Origin of the sequence: Paenibacillus sp. p3-SID867 (genome assembly GCF_025142895.1) — a bacterium.
Classification (GTDB): Bacteria; Bacillota; Bacilli; order Paenibacillales; family Paenibacillaceae; genus Paenibacillus_AQ.
In genome coordinates this window covers 345,660-363,245 of sequence record NZ_JAMBDM010000001.1, presented here as the reverse complement: position 1 = coordinate 363,245, position 17,586 = coordinate 345,660, and the positions used below count along the sequence as shown (strand labels likewise).

The 17,586-nt window shown below is 49.8% G+C and carries 18 protein-coding genes and 2 tRNA genes; 19 read left to right on the top strand and 1 reads right to left on the bottom strand.

All coding sequences use genetic code 11. The annotated features are described in order from the left end of the window. The first annotated feature begins 117 nt into the window (after nt 1-117). The 18 genes from M4D81_RS01755 (at nt 118) to M4D81_RS01670 (ending at nt 15,842) form a co-directional block, all read left to right on the top strand. Nucleotides 118-1,371 (top strand): LL-diaminopimelate aminotransferase, encoded by a 1,254-nt coding sequence (locus M4D81_RS01755; protein ID WP_260064220.1) that lies wholly within the window; start codon nt 118-120, stop codon nt 1,369-1,371. A 316-nt stretch (nt 1,372-1,687) separates the two neighbouring features. Next, nucleotides 1,688-2,248 carry a bifunctional pyr operon transcriptional regulator/uracil phosphoribosyltransferase PyrR gene (gene pyrR, locus M4D81_RS01750; RefSeq protein WP_071223006.1) on the top strand — a complete coding sequence of 187 codons (561 nt, stop codon included), beginning with the start codon at nt 1,688-1,690 and terminating at the stop codon, nt 2,246-2,248. Beyond that, a complete protein-coding gene (locus M4D81_RS01745) occupies nt 2,248-3,159 on the top strand; it encodes an aspartate carbamoyltransferase catalytic subunit (protein WP_260064444.1) in 912 nt (303 codons plus the stop codon). Before pyrR ends, M4D81_RS01745 begins: the two co-directional genes overlap by 1 nt. 120 nt (nt 3,160-3,279) lie before the next feature. Then, nucleotides 3,280-4,581, top strand: coding sequence for a dihydroorotase (locus tag M4D81_RS01740; protein ID WP_260064219.1), 1,302 nt, complete (start codon nt 3,280-3,282; stop codon nt 4,579-4,581). Between the two features lie 60 nt (nt 4,582-4,641). Further along, complete coding sequence (locus M4D81_RS01735; protein WP_071223009.1) at nt 4,642-5,778, top strand: carbamoyl phosphate synthase small subunit; 1,137 nt, start codon at nt 4,642-4,644, stop codon at nt 5,776-5,778. Between the two features lies 1 nt (nt 5,779). After that, nucleotides 5,780-8,989 (top strand): carbamoyl-phosphate synthase large subunit, encoded by a 3,210-nt coding sequence (gene carB / locus M4D81_RS01730; RefSeq protein ID WP_260064218.1) that lies wholly within the window; start codon nt 5,780-5,782, stop codon nt 8,987-8,989. A gap of 19 nt (nt 8,990-9,008) precedes the next feature. Further along, nucleotides 9,009-9,746: an orotidine-5'-phosphate decarboxylase gene (gene pyrF / locus M4D81_RS01725; protein WP_071223011.1), complete on the top strand. Its 738-nt coding sequence runs from the start codon at nt 9,009-9,011 to the stop codon at nt 9,744-9,746. Then, nucleotides 9,743-10,384, top strand: coding sequence for an orotate phosphoribosyltransferase (gene pyrE / locus M4D81_RS01720; RefSeq protein ID WP_071223012.1), 642 nt, complete (start codon nt 9,743-9,745; stop codon nt 10,382-10,384). Before pyrF ends, pyrE begins: the two co-directional genes overlap by 4 nt. Before the next feature lie 205 nt (nt 10,385-10,589). Beyond that, nucleotides 10,590-11,174, top strand: coding sequence for a TetR/AcrR family transcriptional regulator (locus tag M4D81_RS01715; protein WP_260064217.1), 585 nt, complete (start codon nt 10,590-10,592; stop codon nt 11,172-11,174). A 217-nt stretch (nt 11,175-11,391) separates the two neighbouring features. Further along, the gene (locus M4D81_RS01710) at nt 11,392-12,177 is read left to right on the top strand and encodes a hypothetical protein (protein WP_260064216.1); all 786 of its coding nucleotides are present in this window, start codon (nt 11,392-11,394) and stop codon (nt 12,175-12,177) included. 73 nt (nt 12,178-12,250) lie between these two features. Then, nucleotides 12,251-13,324, top strand: coding sequence for a WXG100 family type VII secretion target (locus tag M4D81_RS01705; RefSeq protein ID WP_260064215.1), 1,074 nt, complete (start codon nt 12,251-12,253; stop codon nt 13,322-13,324). A gap of 14 nt (nt 13,325-13,338) precedes the next feature. After that, nucleotides 13,339-14,103 (top strand): hypothetical protein, encoded by a 765-nt coding sequence (locus M4D81_RS01700; protein ID WP_260064214.1) that lies wholly within the window; start codon nt 13,339-13,341, stop codon nt 14,101-14,103. Between the two features lie 2 nt (nt 14,104-14,105). Further along, entirely contained in the window at nt 14,106-14,375 is a 270-nt protein-coding gene (locus tag M4D81_RS01695; RefSeq protein WP_260064213.1) for a DUF4176 domain-containing protein, read from the top strand. Between the two features lie 42 nt (nt 14,376-14,417). Then, on the top strand, nt 14,418-14,690 hold the full coding sequence (locus tag M4D81_RS01690) for a WXG100 family type VII secretion target (RefSeq protein WP_071223018.1): 273 nt from the start codon (nt 14,418-14,420) through the stop codon (nt 14,688-14,690). A 177-nt stretch (nt 14,691-14,867) separates the two neighbouring features. Next, nucleotides 14,868-15,032: a hypothetical protein gene (locus M4D81_RS01685; protein WP_164817394.1), complete on the top strand. Its 165-nt coding sequence runs from the start codon at nt 14,868-14,870 to the stop codon at nt 15,030-15,032. Between the two features lie 82 nt (nt 15,033-15,114). Next, nucleotides 15,115-15,191 (top strand) — tRNA-Met (locus M4D81_RS01680). A gap of 55 nt (nt 15,192-15,246) precedes the next feature. Next, nucleotides 15,247-15,320, top strand: a tRNA-Ile gene (locus M4D81_RS01675). 321 nt (nt 15,321-15,641) lie between these two features. Continuing rightward, the gene (locus M4D81_RS01670) at nt 15,642-15,842 is read left to right on the top strand and encodes a hypothetical protein (protein ID WP_071223019.1); all 201 of its coding nucleotides are present in this window, start codon (nt 15,642-15,644) and stop codon (nt 15,840-15,842) included. A 303-nt stretch (nt 15,843-16,145) separates the two neighbouring features. Here M4D81_RS01670 and M4D81_RS01665 read toward each other — a convergent pair whose 3' ends face one another. Further along, nucleotides 16,146-16,349: a hypothetical protein gene (locus M4D81_RS01665; protein ID WP_071223020.1), complete on the bottom strand. Its 204-nt coding sequence runs from the start codon at nt 16,347-16,349 to the stop codon at nt 16,146-16,148. 236 nt (nt 16,350-16,585) lie between these two features. On the opposite strand from M4D81_RS01665, the gene M4D81_RS01660 reads away from it, so the two are divergent. Further along, nucleotides 16,586-16,906: a DUF3139 domain-containing protein gene (locus M4D81_RS01660; protein WP_260064212.1), complete on the top strand. Its 321-nt coding sequence runs from the start codon at nt 16,586-16,588 to the stop codon at nt 16,904-16,906. Nucleotides 16,907-17,586: the final 680 nt, after the last annotated feature.

Below are 17,586 nucleotides of genomic sequence, written 5' to 3'. Positions count from 1 at the left end.
AGCTCCACCAGCCGAAAAAGTACAAATCATTTGATATATAATGCATGGCTCCCGTTGTGATTTTCCTGCATATTTAGGATGAGTATGAAAGCTTAGAGTAGGAGATGAATACAAATCATGAGTATCGATAAATATCAGGAAACGTACATTCAACAGAACTTTGCCAACCGGATCGGCGGTGCTAATTATGGCAAAGATACAGCCATTTATAAATTCGAGAAGATCAAAAGAGCCAAGGCAGCGGCGAAGCAGGAGCATCCTGGGACGGAGCTGATCGATATGGGGGTTGGCGAGCCGGATGAGATGGCGGATGCAGGCATCGTGGCGAAGCTTGCAGAAGAAGCAGGGAAGCGGGAAAACCGCGGCTATGCGGATAACGGAATTCCGGAGTTCAAGGAAGCAGCCGCTCGCTACTTGAAGAATGTATTTGGCGTAGAAGGCATTGATGCCGCTACAGAAGTTCTGCACTCCATCGGTTCCAAGCCGGCACTGGCGATGCTGCCGTCCTGCTTCATTAATCCTGGGGACATCACCATTATGACGGTTCCCGGATATCCTGTACTCGGTACGCATACCAAGTATTTGGGCGGTGAAGTTTACAATGTGGAACTGAAAAAAGAGAACGGATTTCTGCCGGATCTCAGCTCCATCCCTGAGGACATTGCCCGCCGTGCCAAACTGCTCTACCTGAACTATCCGAACAACCCGACGGGTGCCAGCGCAACGGTCGAGTTTTTCACCGAGGTCGTTGAGTGGGCCCGCAAGTATGGTGTTGTTGTTGTCCATGACGCTCCTTATGCGGCACTGACTTACGACGGCTTGAAGCCGCTTAGCTTTCTCTCCGTACCCGGCGCGAAGGATGTTGGCGTGGAGCTTCATTCTCTGTCCAAATCTTACAACATGACGGGATGGCGCATTGGTTTCATCGCCGGTAACCCGCTAGTGGTTAAAGCGTTTGGCGATGTGAAGGACAACAACGATTCAGGACAATTCATCGCCATTCAAAAGGCTGCCGCATACGGTCTGGACAATCCGCAAATTACGGAGAAGATCGCTGAGAAGTATTCCCGCCGTCACAATATGCTGGTGGACGTGTTGAACGGGCTTGGTTTTACAGCCGAGAAGCCGAAGGGCTCCTTCTTCCTCTACGTTGAAGCTCCAAAAGGCGTTAAAGGCGGGCGCCGTTTTGAATCCGGCGAGGATTTCTCCCAGTATCTGATTCGCGAGAAATTGATCTCCACCGTACCTTGGGATGATGCGGGACATTTCGTACGCTTCTCCGTTACCTTCATTGCTGACGGTGAGGAAGAAGAGAAACGCGTCATTTCCGAAATTCGCAGAAGACTTAGCGATGTTGAATTTGAATTTTAGTGACATGTTATAACTCCGCTTGGTACGCGACATCTTTCGACTTGATTACGGTTGACATCTCCTGTAGGGTCTGTCATAATGAATTCAATCGAATAGCACCTTTAAATCAGTCCCGTGAGGCTGGCAAGGTAACGTGAACCGAGGTTCATTAACAGAAGGCAAAGCTCTGTCTGCGGATAGTTGCTGAGCTTTCCACACTATCTCTATGAGATCAACTCCTTGTCCAGCCGGGCAAGGAGTTTTTTTGTGTGTAATGAACTCACGGATCGTCTGAACTAGAAAGGGCTAATCAAACGTTTAGAAGGAGGACTTAAGGATGAGCAACGAACAGCATGTGATTATGGACGAGACGGCCATCCGCCGCGCCCTAACGAGAATTGCCCATGAAATTTTGGAAAAGAATAAAGGGATTGAGGACTGCGTCCTGGTCGGCATCCGCACACGCGGCGTGTTCTTGGCTCAGAGAATCGCTGAGCGAATGAATGAGATTGAAGGCACGCCGATTCCATGGGGAGAGATCGATGTGACTTCCTACCGCGATGACCGAGACAGCAAAGAAGCGGCTGCAGAACGGGGAGAAGGAGCGAAGCTCAGCCTGGAACATCTGAACATTCATGACAAGAAGGTTATTTTGTTCGATGACGTGCTGTACACCGGACGGACGATTCGGGCTGCGATGGACGCCCTGATGGACTGCGGACGGCCTAGAATGATACAGCTGGCGGTTCTGGCAGACCGCGGGCATCGCGAACTGCCGATCCGGCCGGATTATATCGGCAAGAACGTTCCTACCTCCAAACATGAGGAAATTACGGTTGCATTAACCGAAATCGACGGCAAGGATGAAGTGACCATTAGCCAAAGAGAGGAACGATAATCATGACAACAGCCATTTCATTGAAAGAACGTAGCCTCTTAGGCTTGAAGGATATTAGCAGAGACGAGATTGGATCGATCTTGAGTCGGGCGTCATATTGGGAAGCACAGTCCGAAAAAGTGGTGCCGGTACTTAAATCGAAATTTGCGGTTAATATGTTCTTCGAGAACAGCACCAGAACGAGATTTTCGTTTGAAATGGCTGAGAAAAGACTCGGCGCCGAGGTGATGAACTTTGCAGCGGCAGCCTCCAGCGTCGAGAAGGGTGAGTCGATCTACGATACCGTGAGGACACTGGAATCCATGGGGATCGATGCGGGCGTCATCCGGCTGAAACCCTCCGGAGTGCTGCAGGAGCTGGCCGAGCGGATCTCGATCCCGCTGGTCAATGCGGGGGACGGCAACAACGAACATCCTACCCAGGCGCTCCTGGATCTGTACACGATGAAGAAATGCTTTGGAGAGCTTAAAGGATTGACGGTATCCATTATCGGGGACATCAAGCATAGTCGGGTTGCACGATCAGACCTGTGGGCACTGCAGAAGTTCGGAGCTCATGTGCAATTCTGCGCACCGGAATCGATGCAGGCACCAGAGCTAGCCCAGTATGCACCCTATGTCTCGATGGAGAAGGCACTGAAGGCAGATGTGGTGATGATGCTGAGGGTTCAGCTGGAACGCCATAACGAAGGTGTATTTAAATCCAGCGCGGAATACCGGCAGCAGTATGGTTTGACGGAAGAACGGGCGGCCAAGCTGCTCGGGCATACGATGATTATGCACCCGGCACCGGTGAACCGGAACGTTGAAATCGACGATGCGGTCGTGGAAAGTCCCAAATCGATGATATTCAAGCAGATGGCAAACGGTGTGCCGATTCGCATGGCGGTTATGGAACGGGCGATGGGCTGATTCGAAACGCGAAATACGGTGTACAGGATGAATAAATATTAATATTTATACACAAATATGAATTTTTATTATACAATATACAAAGAAGCGAACGGTGCTTCTACTGCGGAGGGGACCAAGATGCAAATGCAAGTGATAAAGAATGCCAAAGTGATCAATGAACAAGGACAGCTCGAAGATAAACATATCGTCATTGCAGACGGATTGATTCAGTCGGTTACAAGTGATCTCGCAGCTTTGCCGGAACTTGGCGATAACGTTCAGATCATCGATGCCGAGGGCAAACTGGTCACACCGGGATTCATCGATATGCATGTGCACTTGAGAGAGCCGGGTTATGAGCACAAGGAAACGATCGAGAGCGGCAGCCGTTCGGCAGTGAAAGGCGGATTTACAACCATCGCCTGCATGCCGAACACAAGACCGGTGACCGATTCGCCGGAAACCGTGAAGCTTGTTCTGGATAAGGCTAGCGAAGCGGGGCTGGCCAAGGTGCTGCCTTACGCAGCCATTACGAAAAACGAGTTGGGCCGCGAACTGACGGATTTTGAGGCCTTGAAGGCAGCAGGTGCGATCGGGTTTACGGATGACGGCGTTGGTGTGCAGAACGCACAGATGATGAAAGATGCCATGAACCAAGCAAAAGCGCTGGGCATGCCGGTCATTGCACATTGTGAGGATGACTCGCTGGTCAAAGGGGCTTGCGTGACTGAAGGCAAGTTCGCTCAGAAGTACGGCCTGAAAGGAATACCCAACGAGTCGGAAGCAATCCATGTCGGACGGGACATACTGCTGACAGAAGCCACCGGCGTACATTACCATGTATGCCATGTGAGCACAGAGCAGTCCGTACGCTTGATCCGCCAGGCAAAAGCGATTGGCATCTCGGTAACGGCCGAGGTATGTCCGCACCATCTGGTTCTCTCTGACGAGGATATTCCCGGCCTGGATGCCAACTGGAAGATGAACCCGCCGCTGCGCACCCCGCGTGATGTGGAGGCTTGTATAGAAGGTCTGCTGGATGGAACGCTTGATATGATCGTAACGGATCATGCGCCGCACAGCGCGGAAGAGAAGGCGAAGGGCATGGAGCTTGCACCATTCGGTATCGTGGGATTCGAAACAGCATTCCCGCTGCTCTATACCCAGTTCGTTGTCACAGGAAAATGGGATCTTAGCTTGCTGGTGAAGCGGATGACAAGCGATCCGGCAAGAGTATTCGGTCTTGAATCTGGCGTGCTGGAAGCCGGTAGAGCCGCGGACCTGACGATGATTGATCTCGAAGCCGAGAAAGAAGTGAACCCGGAAGAGTTCGCAACGAAAGGCCGCAACACGCCGTTTACTGGCTGGAAGCTGAAAGGCTGGCCAGTGATGACTTGGGTGGATGGCGAAGTGAAATGGTCTGAAAAGAGCGGTTTCTAAGTAACACTTAGGCAATTGACTAATAAAATAAATTACACATAGATGACAGGAGTGATCGGGATGCAGGCAAGATTGTTACTGGAGGACGGAACGCTGTTTAGCGGAAAATCCTTCGGCGCGGATGCTGAAATGACCGGAGAGGTTGTTTTCAATACAGGGATTACAGGATATCAAGAGGTGCTGAGCGACCCGTCTTACTGTGGACAGATCGTGACCATGACGTACCCTTTGATCGGGAACTACGGCATTACGCGGGATGACTTTGAATCCATTCGACCATTTGTCCACGGATTCGTTGTTCGTCGTCATGAGCCTGTTCCTAGCAACTGGCGTGCAGAGTACAGTGTTGACAGTTTATTAAAGGAATATGGTATTCCAGGTATCAGCGAGATTGATACACGGATGCTGACCCGGATTATTCGCCACTACGGTACGATGAAAGGGATTCTGACCACTACAAACAAACCGGTGGAAGAGCTCAAGGAAATGCTCGGCGATACGACGATCGCTGAACTCCGCAACCAGGTGGCAAAAACCTCTACGCCGCAAATGTTTACAAGTCCGGGCTCCAAGGAGCGGATCGTTCTGGTTGACTTCGGTGCAAAAAGCGGAATCCTGCGCGAACTGACCTCCCGCGGCTGCGATGTGATGGTTGTTCCGCATGACACGACAGCTGATGAAATCCGCAGACTTCACCCGGACGGCATTCAGTTGTCCAACGGCCCTGGGGACCCGAAAGACGTTCCATACGCGGTCGACATGGTTAAAGAACTGCTTGGCGAATATCCGATCTTCGGCATCTGCCTTGGCCACCAATTGTTTGCGCTGGCTGCGGGCGCCGATACCGAGAAGCTGAAATTCGGCCACCGCGGCGGGAACCATCCGGTAAAAGAGCTTGCCAGCGGACGCTGCTACATCACTTCCCAAAATCATGGATATACCGTAAACGAAGAATCCATCAAAGGGACGGATCTGGAAGTTACGCATATTAACAATAACGATAAAACGATCGAAGGCTTGAAGCACACGAAATTCCCGGCCTTCTCCGTGCAATATCATCCTGAAGCTGCACCTGGTCCGCTCGATAGCAGCTATCTGTTCGATCAATTCCTTGAGATGATAAGAGACCATAAACAGAATGAAATCCGGAAACCGCGCCAGGCGGTTCTGGCCGCAGCCGTGAAAGGAGCTCATTAATATGCCTAAAAATGATACATTGAAAAAAATTCTCGTCATCGGCTCCGGCCCGATTGTCATCGGGCAAGCAGCGGAATTCGACTACGCTGGAACACAGGCTTGCCAAGCATTGAAAGAAGAAGGTATCGAGGTTGTTCTGATCAACAGCAACCCGGCGACCATCATGACCGACACAAACATGGCGGATAAAGTATATATCGAGCCGATTACGCTCGACTTTGTTACACAGATCATCCGTCAAGAGCGTCCGGACGGTTTGCTCCCGACGCTTGGAGGGCAAACGGGCCTGAACATGGCAGTTGAGCTTGCACGCGCAGGTATTCTGGAGCAGGAGAATGTGAAGCTGCTCGGAACGCAGCTGGAGTCCATCGAGAAAGCCGAAGACCGCGATCTGTTCCGTGATCTGATGCGCGAACTCGATCAGCCCGTACCGGAAAGCACCATCGTAACGACTCTGGAAGAAGCGCTTGATTTCGCGAATGAGATCGGTTATCCGGTGATCGTGCGTCCGGCATACACGCTAGGAGGCACCGGCGGCGGTATTTGCGCAACCGAAGAGGAATTGCGCGAAACGGTCAGCTCCGGACTTCGCTACAGCCCGATCACACAATGTTTGATTGAGAAGAGCATCGCGGGAATGAAAGAAGTCGAGTATGAGGTTATGCGCGACGCAAACGATAACTGCATCGTGGTATGTAACATGGAGAACTTTGATCCGGTCGGCGTTCATACCGGTGACAGCATCGTCGTGGCGCCAAGCCAAACGCTGTCCGATCGCGAGTATCAAATGCTCAGATCGGCATCGCTGAAAATCATCCGTGCCCTGAACATTGAGGGCGGATGTAACGTGCAATTCGCGCTCGATCCAAACAGCTATCAATATTATGTCATCGAGGTAAACCCTCGCGTCAGCCGCTCTTCTGCCCTTGCTTCCAAGGCAACGGGTTACCCGATCGCGAAGATGGCAGCAAAAATCGCGATGGGTTACACCCTGGACGAGATCGTCAACCCGGTAACGGGACAGACCTATGCTTGCTTTGAGCCTACGCTGGACTATATCGTCAGCAAAATTCCACGCTGGCCATTCGACAAGTTCATCCATGCTAACCGGAAGCTCGGAACTCAGATGAAGGCAACCGGCGAGGTGATGGCGATTGGCCGGACTTTCGAAGAATCGATCCATAAAGCGGTTCGTTCTCTGGAGATCGGCGTGCACCGCCTTTACTTGAAAGGCGCGAATGAGCTGAGTGATGAAGTGCTCCAGGAGCGTCTGATTAAAGCCGACGATGAGCGGATGTTCCTAATCGCAGAAGCATTCCGCCGGGGGTATGGACTTCAACAGATTCAGGACCTGACGAAGATCGACTGGTGGTTCCTGGACAAAATCGAACGCCTGATTAAGTATGAAGATCACATTCGCAGCGAAGCGGCACTGACATACGAAACGCTGTACGAAGCGAAGCGACTCGGTTTTACGGATCGCGCTATAGCGGAGCTGCGCACGGAAGGCAATGCCAGCACCCACACAACCGAGGAGTCGATCGGATTCCTGCGTCGCGAGCATGGATTGCGCCCGGTTTACAAAATGGTTGATACTTGCGCGGCGGAATTTGAAGCAACGACACCGTACTACTACTCGACGTACGAAACCGAGAATGAAGTGATCGAATCCGCCAAGGAGAAGGTCGTCGTACTGGGCTCCGGACCGATCCGGATCGGTCAAGGCATCGAGTTCGACTACTCCACGGTGCACGCTGTATGGGCGATCCAGAAGGCGGGATACGAAGCAGTTATCATTAACAACAACCCGGAGACCGTATCCACTGACTTTAATACGTCGGACCGACTCTACTTCGAACCGCTCTTCCTAGAAGATGTCATGAATGTCATCGAGCAGGAGAAACCGATCGGTGTCATCGTACAGTTTGGCGGGCAGACAGCTATTAACCTCGCTGAGCCGCTCAGCAAGGCGGGCGTGAAGATTCTGGGTACCAGCTTGGAAAGCATTGACGAAGCCGAGGACCGTAAAAAATTCGAAGCGCTTCTGTCCAGACTGGAGATTGCTCAACCGAAAGGAAAAACGGTAACTTCGGTTGATGATGCTGTAGAAACCGCGCAATCACTGGGATATCCTGTACTGGTAAGACCATCGTATGTACTCGGTGGACGCGCCATGGAGATTGTTTACTCCGACAGCGAGCTGCTGAGTTACATGACAGAGGCGGTTAAGATCAACCCGGATCATCCGGTTCTGATCGACCGTTACATGATGGGTAAAGAAGTAGAAGTAGACGCGATCTGCGATGGCGATACAGTGCTGATACCAGGCATCATGGAGCATGTAGAACGTGCAGGCGTTCACTCCGGTGACTCGATTGCGGTATATCCTCCTCAGTACTTGTCCCAGGATCTGAAGGACAAGATTGCGGAAATTACGATCAAGATTGCCAAAGAGCTAAATACACGCGGACTTGTTAACATCCAGTTCGTTATCTATAAAAATGAAGTGTACGTAATCGAAGTAAATCCGCGTTCTTCCCGGACGGTTCCGTTCCTGAGCAAGGTTACAGGCATCCCGATGGCCAACCTGGCAACACAGGCGATCATGGGCGGCAAGCTGAAGGAGCTTGGATACGAGGAAGGCATGTGGCCGGAAAGCGAACATGTATCGGTTAAAGTACCGGTGTTCTCCTTTGCTAAACTTCGCCGCGTTGAGCCTACCCTTGGACCGGAAATGAAGTCTACCGGTGAGGTTATGGGCCGAGACGTGAAGTATGCCAAAGCGCTGTACAAAGGTCTGATCGGTGCAGGCATGAAAATTCCTTCAACAGGAGCGATCATCGCTACCATCGCAGATAAGGATAAAGCCGAAGCTGCAGCACTGCTGAAAGGCTTCCATAAGCTTGGCTATAAAATCATCGCAACAGGCGGCACGGCAGCAGCATTGAAGGAAGCGGGACTTGATGTGACCACCATTCATAAGCTGTCCGAGGGAACGCCGAACATTCTGGATATGATCCGCACAGGTGAAGCGAACTTCGTCTTTAACACTTTGACCAAAGGTAAAACGCCGCAGCGTGACGGATTCCGAATTCGCCGTGAAGCGGTTGAAAACGGTGTGGTATGTATGACCTCGCTCGATACGGTTCGTGAGCTTCTGACGATGCTGGAGACCATCAACTTCTCTTCTGAAGCAATGCCGGTTGTTTAATTGAGAAGGAGGGGTATAGATGAGCGCCAGCTACAATGAAATGGCGGGCCGCCTGATGGTGGCCCTGGATTACCCGGATGCCCAGCGCGCAAAGGCATTGGTGCAGCAGCTGGAGGGCATCCCGTGTTATATGAAGGTCGGCATGCAGCTGTTCTACGCGGCCGGTCCTGATTTTGTCAAGGAATTGAAAGCAAAAGGTTATTCCGTATTTTTGGATGTGAAGATGCATGATATTCCGAACACGGTAAAAGGCGGGGCGAACAGCGTAACGCGGCTGGGTGTGGACATGTTTAATGTCCATGCCGGCGGCGGGGCTCTCATGATGCAGGCGGCAAAAGCCGGGGCGGAGGCCGCAGTGGCGGACACCCCGGGTCTTGCCATGCCTACCATCATTGCGGTAACCCAGTTGACTAGCACGAGTCAGGATGTCATGAATAACGAAATCGGTATCCCGGGTTCGGTTGAAGATGCGGTCGTACGATATGCGAAGCTGGCTCAGCAAGCGGGGCTGCATGGCGTCGTCGCTTCATCGCTTGAAGTGGAGGCCATAACATCCGTATGCGGACAAGCGTTTAAGACCGTTATACCAGGTATTCGTCCGGCCGGTGCGGATATCGGAGACCAGGCACGGGTTCTTACACCAGGGGAAGCCATCCGCAAGGGCAGTCATTATCTGGTTGTCGGCCGCCCGATTACGGAATCCCCGAACCCGAGACAAGCAGCAGAACAGATTATTGAGGAGATGATTCAAGCATGAGTACACTCGCGAATATTCCACATCAGATCGCATCTTATTTGCTGAAGATTGAGGCCGTTTCTCTTAGGCCCCATCAGCCGTTTACATGGACGTCGGGAATTAAGTCCCCGATCTACTGTGATAATCGCTTGACGATGTCGTTTCCCGAGATTCGCGACTACATTGCTGAATCGTTCGCAGCTGTCATCCGGGAGCAATATCCGGAGGCTGAGGCCATTGCTGGAACAGCCACAGCCGGGATTCCGCATGCGGCCTTTGTTTCACAGAAGATGAATCTGCCAATGTCCTATATTCGGGACAAAGCAAAGGGCCATGGCAAGGAAAACCTGATCGAAGGCTTGATCAAGCCCGGTCAAAAGGTGGTTGTGATCGAGGATCTGATATCCACGGGCGGCAGCTCGCTAAAAGCGGCGCAAGCGGTCAAGGATGCAGGAGCGGAGCCGCTGGCGGTAGTGGCTATTTTCAGCTACCAGCTGGATAAAGCAGTGCAAGCCTTCGCCGAAGCTGGGATTCCGCTGCAGAGCTTGTCCAACTACGGAGCGCTGATCGAAGTTGCGCTATCCGAGAATCGGATTCAGGAACAGGATGTGGAGCTTCTTCAATCCTGGAGATCGAATCCTGCTTCCTTTGGTGTGTAAACAACTTATACAAGCTAGTATAATCCGGCTGTCGCATTTGTGAGCTATCACAGAGCGGCAGCTTTTTTATATTCTAAAGCCAAAGATAGTCCGCGGAGGATGCCGGGTTGACAGCGGGTGGCTGGATCGTTACATTAGGACTGTACGCGGCTGCAGCCAGCTATCGGTGTCCTTATGCTGATATAGAAGGGATTTAGTCTAACAAATGAATACAAAGAAAGAAGCAGTGCTTGAAGCCGGGAAGCGGTTGTTCATGGAGCAGGGGATTTTGCAGACGAGCATGGAGCAGATTGCCGAAGCGATCCCCGTTTCCAAGATGACGATTTATAACCACTATCAGAGCAAAGAGGGCTTATTGGACCATGTGGTGGACCGGATGGTCGAGGAGCTCATGGCGCTCTACCGTAATATTATGGATCAGGCAAAAGATCCGCTTGAGGCGTTAACGGCCTTCTACAGAGATCAGAACAAATTTTCGGCGTTGGTATCCCAGAAATTTGTGGCGGATCTGGCCAAATTCCCGGAGCAGATGGACAAGCTGCTTCAATTCAATCAGAAATTCGTTGTTCCGGAATTCGAAATGCTGATCTTTAAAGGCCAGCAGCTTGGACAGATACGGAAAGACATCTCTCCCCAGGTACTGGTTGCATTCCTGACCTTCATCAAGGAATTTACGGCACGGACCGAATGGTACCATGGTTTGGGAAGCCTGAACGCGGTCAGTGAACAGCTGATGACGATTCTATATCACGGAATTATCCAGCAGGAAGACCCGTCTAATCTAATATGAGTATAAGAACATTCCAGAGGTGATTTCGACCCGGGAATGTTTTTTTATAAAATTTTACTGATGAATCGTTTGAAGATCGGCTGAATTGGGTATATGTTCCTATAAATTTAGGGCCACGACTTGGTAGAGGAGAAGGAGACGTCTCACCTATAATAGTAATGATAAGCTCAGATATAAACACAAAATAGGCGGGACTGACCGTAAGGAGGAGAGATCTTTGGAAGTTACATCCAGGATCAAACTGACCGGCAAACAATTCTTTGTACTAACCGGCATCGTCGGTGCGCGGGCTGTCATTGGGTTAGAGGACCCTTTTCGCGGAACGCTGGCCGAGGAGATGCCTGTAGAAGTGGCCAAGATTGAGCAGGAGCTGCAGGAAAAAGGCTTGATCGATACGGCGGGTAAGGAGCCGGTTCTTGTGGAGGAACTCCTGGAATACATAGAAGTATGCAGCCGGACCCTGTTAACGATACATATGAGGGTGTCCGGTTCCGACGAAGCGCTGAAGGAGTGTTTCATTTATTACAGTTCAAGTCTGGTTGTAAGGGCCGATATTGAAAGCGGGCCTGACGGTGCGAGAATCTATGTGCTGGAAGCGCTGGGAACCCCTTCGGAGGCTTGGCTTAAAATCATCAGTCACTTGCAGCTGGAGGATAGGAAGAACCGGGATACAGCTCCAGTGGCTATGCCTAAAGGCTGGTTCCAGCAATGGATGAGTGCCGAGCAAGGGGAGCAGGAGCCTCGGAAGTATTTGCTTGCACAAGGCTACCCGGAATCGGTCGTTTCTGCCTTGGCCGATAGCGTCAGCCATCCGGAGAGATATGCAACCTTCACAGCGTACTATTGCCCGGATCTGAACTGCAGAATAGAGGGAATCGAATTGTTGAGAGGACAGCATTCCAATTGGCTGATTCGCAATGAAGGCGAACAGGATCAGATTTGGGGCGCTACGGTAACGGAAGTTATCCGGGAGCTTGGCGCGGTCATTGAGCGCATTAAGTGAGAAAGGGCTGCATCATGATCCTGTACTCTCAAGTTATTACCTTCTCGATCAACGATATGGAGGATTGTTAGATATGACTAAAATACGTGTGGTACCTGACATGCTGAACCAGCAAGGAGCAGCGGTATCTGATATTGCACGGGAAGTCCAGCAGCTTCAGGAGCGCATGCAGCAGCGTATCCAGAGAATGTCCTGGGAGTCGCGTCATCGTGCCCAGGTTGAACAGCGCCTGGCCCAATGCAGGGCCGCTTGCCAGTCGGTGGTTAGCCGTCTGGAACAAAATCGAGGGCAACTGGTGAAAAAGGCGGGTGATTTTTCGCAGACGGATCAATCGCTCGGCAGCAATCTCAACTTCGGCAAACAATCGGTGGCCCAGGTCAGTCCGCATCTGCTGCTTCAGGCGAGTCTGGCACAGAACGGAAACAAGAACACGCAACCGCCCGTGACGGCAGCGGGGGTTGAATTCAATGCTCTTGCGCCTTTTGGCGGAACGGCGGATCAATGGAAGAGTAATCCGCTAGCGGCTGCAGGGGTATTGTTCGGAACGGCAACGGCATCGGGTACGATGTATAAATACTGGGATATGTACCGGAACGGCTTTGGCGTGTGGCTTGAGAAAGACAAGCGCGGCAATATGCGAGCTAACGTGACGAACGGGATGCTAGCCAATATCCGCAAAAAATCCTATGCCGAATACAACTGGCGGAATCACCCCCGAATCCCGAAATACGTCCTACCCGGCGCGGCTGTTAAAGACTCGCTAAGCTGGAAGGGTGGTAAACTTGGTTATGCAGGCATCGCCATGCAAACGGTGGGAAATCTGGTGACGAATATCAACGAGAACAAGAGCGGGGCAAAAATAGCCGGAGATGCTGTAGTTGATGTGGGTGTCGGTGTGGGTACCGTCGTGGCATCCGCTGCGGCTGGCGCTAAGGCAGGCGCGCTGATCGGGACAGCAGTGGGCGGTCCGATTGGCACCCTTGCGGGTGCGGCCATTGGTTTCGGCGTATCGGTGGGTGCTTCCTATGTTATGGACGGCATCAAGTTTACGGATTTTGACGGGGACGGGAAGAAAGATACCGTAACCGAAGGATTGAAAATGGGGGCGGAGAAGATAGGTTCAACGATTGCCGGATGGTTCAAATAAAGGGAGTGTCATTGATGAGCGCAAAGATTTCAGAGGAAGAACAGTTTCATTTCCGACTGATCCCCGCCGAGCAGATACGGGGCGGCATCGTATGTTTTTTATTCATTATGCTGATCCCTGCGCTGGTCACGCTGGCAGCGCCGATGATGTCGGTATATATGTATGTGGCTGCGGCGGTGTGGGTGGTTATGCTGCTATGGGGAATTGGCCTGAGTGCAAATCCGTACCGGTCTGAGGTTGGTTTTGTGCTGTATTTGGGAATATACGGACTGGCTCTGGCGGTCACTTGTCAGATCGCTATCCTCAAAATGATGTATGACATGGCCGGAGTTGAATCGATTCTATATGGGCTTAGCTCGGTAGCGGTGATGGTTCTGCTTCTCCTTGTGTTTTATGTGCTGCATTTTAGAGCGCTGCAGCAAGGGACCTACCAGGCTATGGAGCGCAGTGGCAGCGTCGGTAAAGCGGGCAAAGCGGCCTTACTGTTTGCGGCTATAGGTTATACGGCTTATTACGTCGTGGTGGCGGTAACCGGCGATCTCGGCGGATTTGTAATGGGCATGGCGGCTTTTTCCGTGTTGTTGATTCTCGGTCTGTACATGGCCGTTGTTTTCATTCATCGGTATATGTTCATCCAGAACAACATGGATAAGCTAAAAGCTCATTATCCCGTATTGGGATTGCCGAAAGAGCAGCGGAACGCCGCGTTTTTGAATAAAATGAATCAGGGCCGTACACCGGCGGCACCGCACCGGAAGAGCAAAAAAAGGAGAGGGTAGTTATGACGCAGCAGCTGCTGCCGAACGGATCGATTGTCATTTTGAAAGAAGGCGAGAAGAAGCTTGTGATCTATGGTCGAAAGCAAATTCTGGCGCTGGAGCAGCCGCAAATGTTCGACTATTTGGCTTGTCCATATCCGGAAGGTTATGTCAGTCCGGAGTTTGCCTACGTCTTTAATCATGAGGATATCCAGGAGATTATTTTTACCGGTTACCAGGACGAAGAGGAAGAACAGTTTCAGGCCGTACTGGCTGAGACGAAGCCTACATAACAAACGAGAAGATATCTATAAAGGGAGGAGTGAGGTAGATCCATGTCAGGACGCATAGAGGTATCCCCCGAGGAGCTGCGCCGGGCTGCGGCAGACATTCGTAGCGGGAGTGACTACGGCGGAGAATTGGTCGCCCGATTGTCCCAGGTCATTGAAACGTTGAATGCCGAATGGGAGGGCGTTTCCCAGCAGCGGTTTCGTACGGAGGCCGAGGAGACGAAGGCGCAGCTGATGAATTTCATCCAGATGATGAATTCGATGGAGCAGGAGCTTATGAGCATTGCCGCCCGATTTGCGGAGGCTGACGGCCAATAGGCGCGGTTTACCTAAGGTGACAATCAATTGTATCCGTATCACGATGTGGTAAGGGTATGGCTGATTGTTTTTTTATGGGGAGATCGTGAAGAAGTTTATTGATCTGTGTTTTTTTTGTGGAAGAATGGACATAATATGACAGCATTACATTATCATTCGGGTAAGGAGTCGCATAGGATGAATTGGGTATATTACGGAAAGCTGTATACAAGCAAATTTCAGGCAGGGTGCTTTGCGAAACGTTTGGAGCAGGATGGCTGGCTGTTCGGGTATCATGATCCGCGGATGGTGGAGGTTTACCGTTCCAAAAAGGGCCGTTATGGTGTGCGGTTTATGCCTTGAGGAAATTCCATTAAAACAGTACTTGACTTGATGTAGGGTTATGGTGTATATTTATTCTTGTCGCTGTTTGATACAGCATTGACGCGGGGTGGAGCAGTTCGGTAGCTCGTCGGGCTCATAACCCGAAGGCCGCAGGTTCAAATCCTGCCCCCGCAACCAATTTTTAAACGATGTATGTATGACGTCCTTATGTTTATGTGTACATGTATGTTCAGGGCCCTTAGCTCAGTTGGTTAGAGCGGTCGGCTCATAACCGACTGGTCGGGGGTTCGAGTCCCTCAGGGCCCACTTTATCGAAAACCCTTGCGATGCAAGGGTTTTTTGCTGTTTATAGGGCTGTTTAGTTCCGACAAAAACGATGGTGAAGAAGTAGGAAACTTTGATTTGCTAACGGCAGCTATTTATCCACAGGATCCAGAGATTAAAATGACGTTTCCACTTAAAGCAGCGTTACCGAAATTTGGTGTTCCTAAGTAACAACCAAAGGGAAGAACTCAACGTATTCCTCGGAGATCAGCAAATGTCATTGATTTCGATAAGGATAATGATAATGATAATGCCTACTAGCTCTACCAAGGTGGCCGTCGCATAACTGCAGCTGCTTCCGGTGTGGCGACAGCCGTCGAGCAGCCAGATGAACAAAAAGACGAAAATCAGGCTGAACTGGATTTTGAGAAATCCGGATCAAAGGGAACCAATGAACTAAGTGAAGGTCAAGCTGAGAATCCAGCGGATGCTGATCAGGAGCCGGCATCGAACGAGAACTCCGAAACGTTAAAAAAACCAATCAAGTCTAATCCCGGTAGCTAAAAATAATATAATCCAACCCCAGAGAATCAATAAACGGAAGGGGCGGGGGATGATCAAGTATTCTGAATACAATTTTGAAATAAGCTTCAAAGGCTCACCTCTTTTGTTGTGTAGCGTGATTTACGCATCTTAAAGAAATAGACACCGATCAGTATAATTCAATAAAACAGATATTAAAAACATCCACGAGAGCTCATTTTGCTGCGGAGGAAGATTCCTCTGTTAGAACACCTTCTTTAAATGAACTTATTGATGAGTTGATCCCTGTTCTATCTCCAAATCCAAGAATAGCACATATAAGGGTCATTTCTTTGGCGCCGTTGAATGATTGCTTTTTCCCTCTTTCGTTTTCAAATTTATATAGAGAAGAATGCTCCCAAAGAAAGATATTTCAACTGCACCAGTAAAAATCCGCATTAAATGTGTTTCTTTGAAATCAAATAAGATGTGCCCCATACAGTATAAAGCCGAAAGAACAATAACCCATCGAAGTATTGCTTTTTTCATCAGTAGTCACCTCTTATTTAAGACAATTAAACTTCAAGCAGTAGAACAACTGTCTTTATATTTTATTCAATATCGTCCGAAACATCCCTGACGTCGTCCATTTTCAAAATTTAACCGCCCCCGGATTGTCGGATTCAAATATTCAAAAGTTTGTCCTCACCCGTTACAAGAGAGCGACTATCTGTATTAAAAACATACAGGACCATTATCAACTAGATTGGAGGGACTATCTATTTATGAAACAGAAAAAGATTTTGATTATTTTTCTGTTACTTGTGCTGATTATTGTCGGTGTTTTTTATACTTTCCTTCAAGTGAAATACAATTCTCTCGAAAGAAGTTTGAGAAATCATCTTATTAATGTTGAGGGATACTCTGATTCAGACATTATCAGTATTAAAGCAAAACTTAGTAAAATGCCTACATATCCCGTTTATGTTAGGTTTGCAGATGATCCAAATACAGATTATATCTTTACAGATGGAAATGCTGATAAACCGATATGGCGCCAACTTGATCCTAAAAAGCCAATAAGATTATCTGGTCAGCGTGACTAGATGAAAATTTTGCTGTTTTGAAAAATGTATAAATCACCATTTAGAGGCTATACTCGAATTGAGTGATGCTTCTCCCTGTTGAACTTTACTTGTCTTCACTTACTTATGAGAGTTAACGTGGGAAAGAACCCTGCTGGCTTTAGGCAGAGGGGGTTCTTTTTGGCGTTCTGGTTTATAGTGGGGCCGTAAGACCAATATAATCAAAAATATCCTCAATGATTCCGCCCTTTCAATGTATTATTTTCCAGTCTATCAGATTTCTATAAATCTGGGCGCCCCATTGAATTCAAGACTTGCGCTAGGACTAAAGAACAAGCGCCAATTATCAGCAAAATAAGAACCATGATAATAACAAACTTCTTTCCGTTCATCATTTTCACCTCGGAAGGATTATACCAAATATTCAACACCCAATGGAACAAGATCCAGGACTACCACACCCTTATTTCTACAGACGGGTGCTTCTCTAAAAGCTCCCCGTGCACGGTCCTCATGTTCTCGTTGTCCATCATATCAATTGTTCTTATATATCCACCGTTTTCTTTGTGATAGACAAAATCTCCGGGAGATTGATGATTCGACCAAGCGAGATTTGTAATCGGGGGCGACTTACGGTACATTTTAATGGAGTCGTAGGGGGACACACTTATTTATACGGCTGCTGCTGTGGATGCAGCTCA

What these genes read in the sequence shown, in the direction of transcription:
- M4D81_RS01755 (WP_260064220.1), top strand. Translation starts at nt 118, where the DNA reads ATGAGTATCGATAAATATCAGGAAACGTACATTCAACAGAACTTTGCC.
- pyrR (WP_071223006.1), top strand. Translation starts at nt 1,688, where the DNA reads ATGAGCAACGAACAGCATGTGATTATGGACGAGACGGCCATCCGCCGC.
- M4D81_RS01740 (WP_260064219.1), top strand. Translation starts at nt 3,280, where the DNA reads ATGCAAATGCAAGTGATAAAGAATGCCAAAGTGATCAATGAACAAGGA.
- M4D81_RS01735 (WP_071223009.1), top strand. Translation starts at nt 4,642, where the DNA reads ATGCAGGCAAGATTGTTACTGGAGGACGGAACGCTGTTTAGCGGAAAA.
- carB (WP_260064218.1), top strand. Translation starts at nt 5,780, where the DNA reads ATGCCTAAAAATGATACATTGAAAAAAATTCTCGTCATCGGCTCCGGC.
- pyrF (WP_071223011.1), top strand. Translation starts at nt 9,009, where the DNA reads ATGAGCGCCAGCTACAATGAAATGGCGGGCCGCCTGATGGTGGCCCTG.
- pyrE (WP_071223012.1), top strand. Translation starts at nt 9,743, where the DNA reads ATGAGTACACTCGCGAATATTCCACATCAGATCGCATCTTATTTGCTG.
- M4D81_RS01715 (WP_260064217.1), top strand. Translation starts at nt 10,590, where the DNA reads ATGAATACAAAGAAAGAAGCAGTGCTTGAAGCCGGGAAGCGGTTGTTC.
- M4D81_RS01705 (WP_260064215.1), top strand. Translation starts at nt 12,251, where the DNA reads ATGACTAAAATACGTGTGGTACCTGACATGCTGAACCAGCAAGGAGCA.
- M4D81_RS01700 (WP_260064214.1), top strand. Translation starts at nt 13,339, where the DNA reads ATGAGCGCAAAGATTTCAGAGGAAGAACAGTTTCATTTCCGACTGATC.
- M4D81_RS01695 (WP_260064213.1), top strand. Translation starts at nt 14,106, where the DNA reads ATGACGCAGCAGCTGCTGCCGAACGGATCGATTGTCATTTTGAAAGAA.
- M4D81_RS01690 (WP_071223018.1), top strand. Translation starts at nt 14,418, where the DNA reads ATGTCAGGACGCATAGAGGTATCCCCCGAGGAGCTGCGCCGGGCTGCG.
- M4D81_RS01685 (WP_164817394.1), top strand. Translation starts at nt 14,868, where the DNA reads ATGAATTGGGTATATTACGGAAAGCTGTATACAAGCAAATTTCAGGCA.
- M4D81_RS01665 (WP_071223020.1), bottom strand. Translation starts at nt 16,349, where the DNA reads ATGAAAAAAGCAATACTTCGATGGGTTATTGTTCTTTCGGCTTTATAC.
- M4D81_RS01660 (WP_260064212.1), top strand. Translation starts at nt 16,586, where the DNA reads ATGAAACAGAAAAAGATTTTGATTATTTTTCTGTTACTTGTGCTGATT.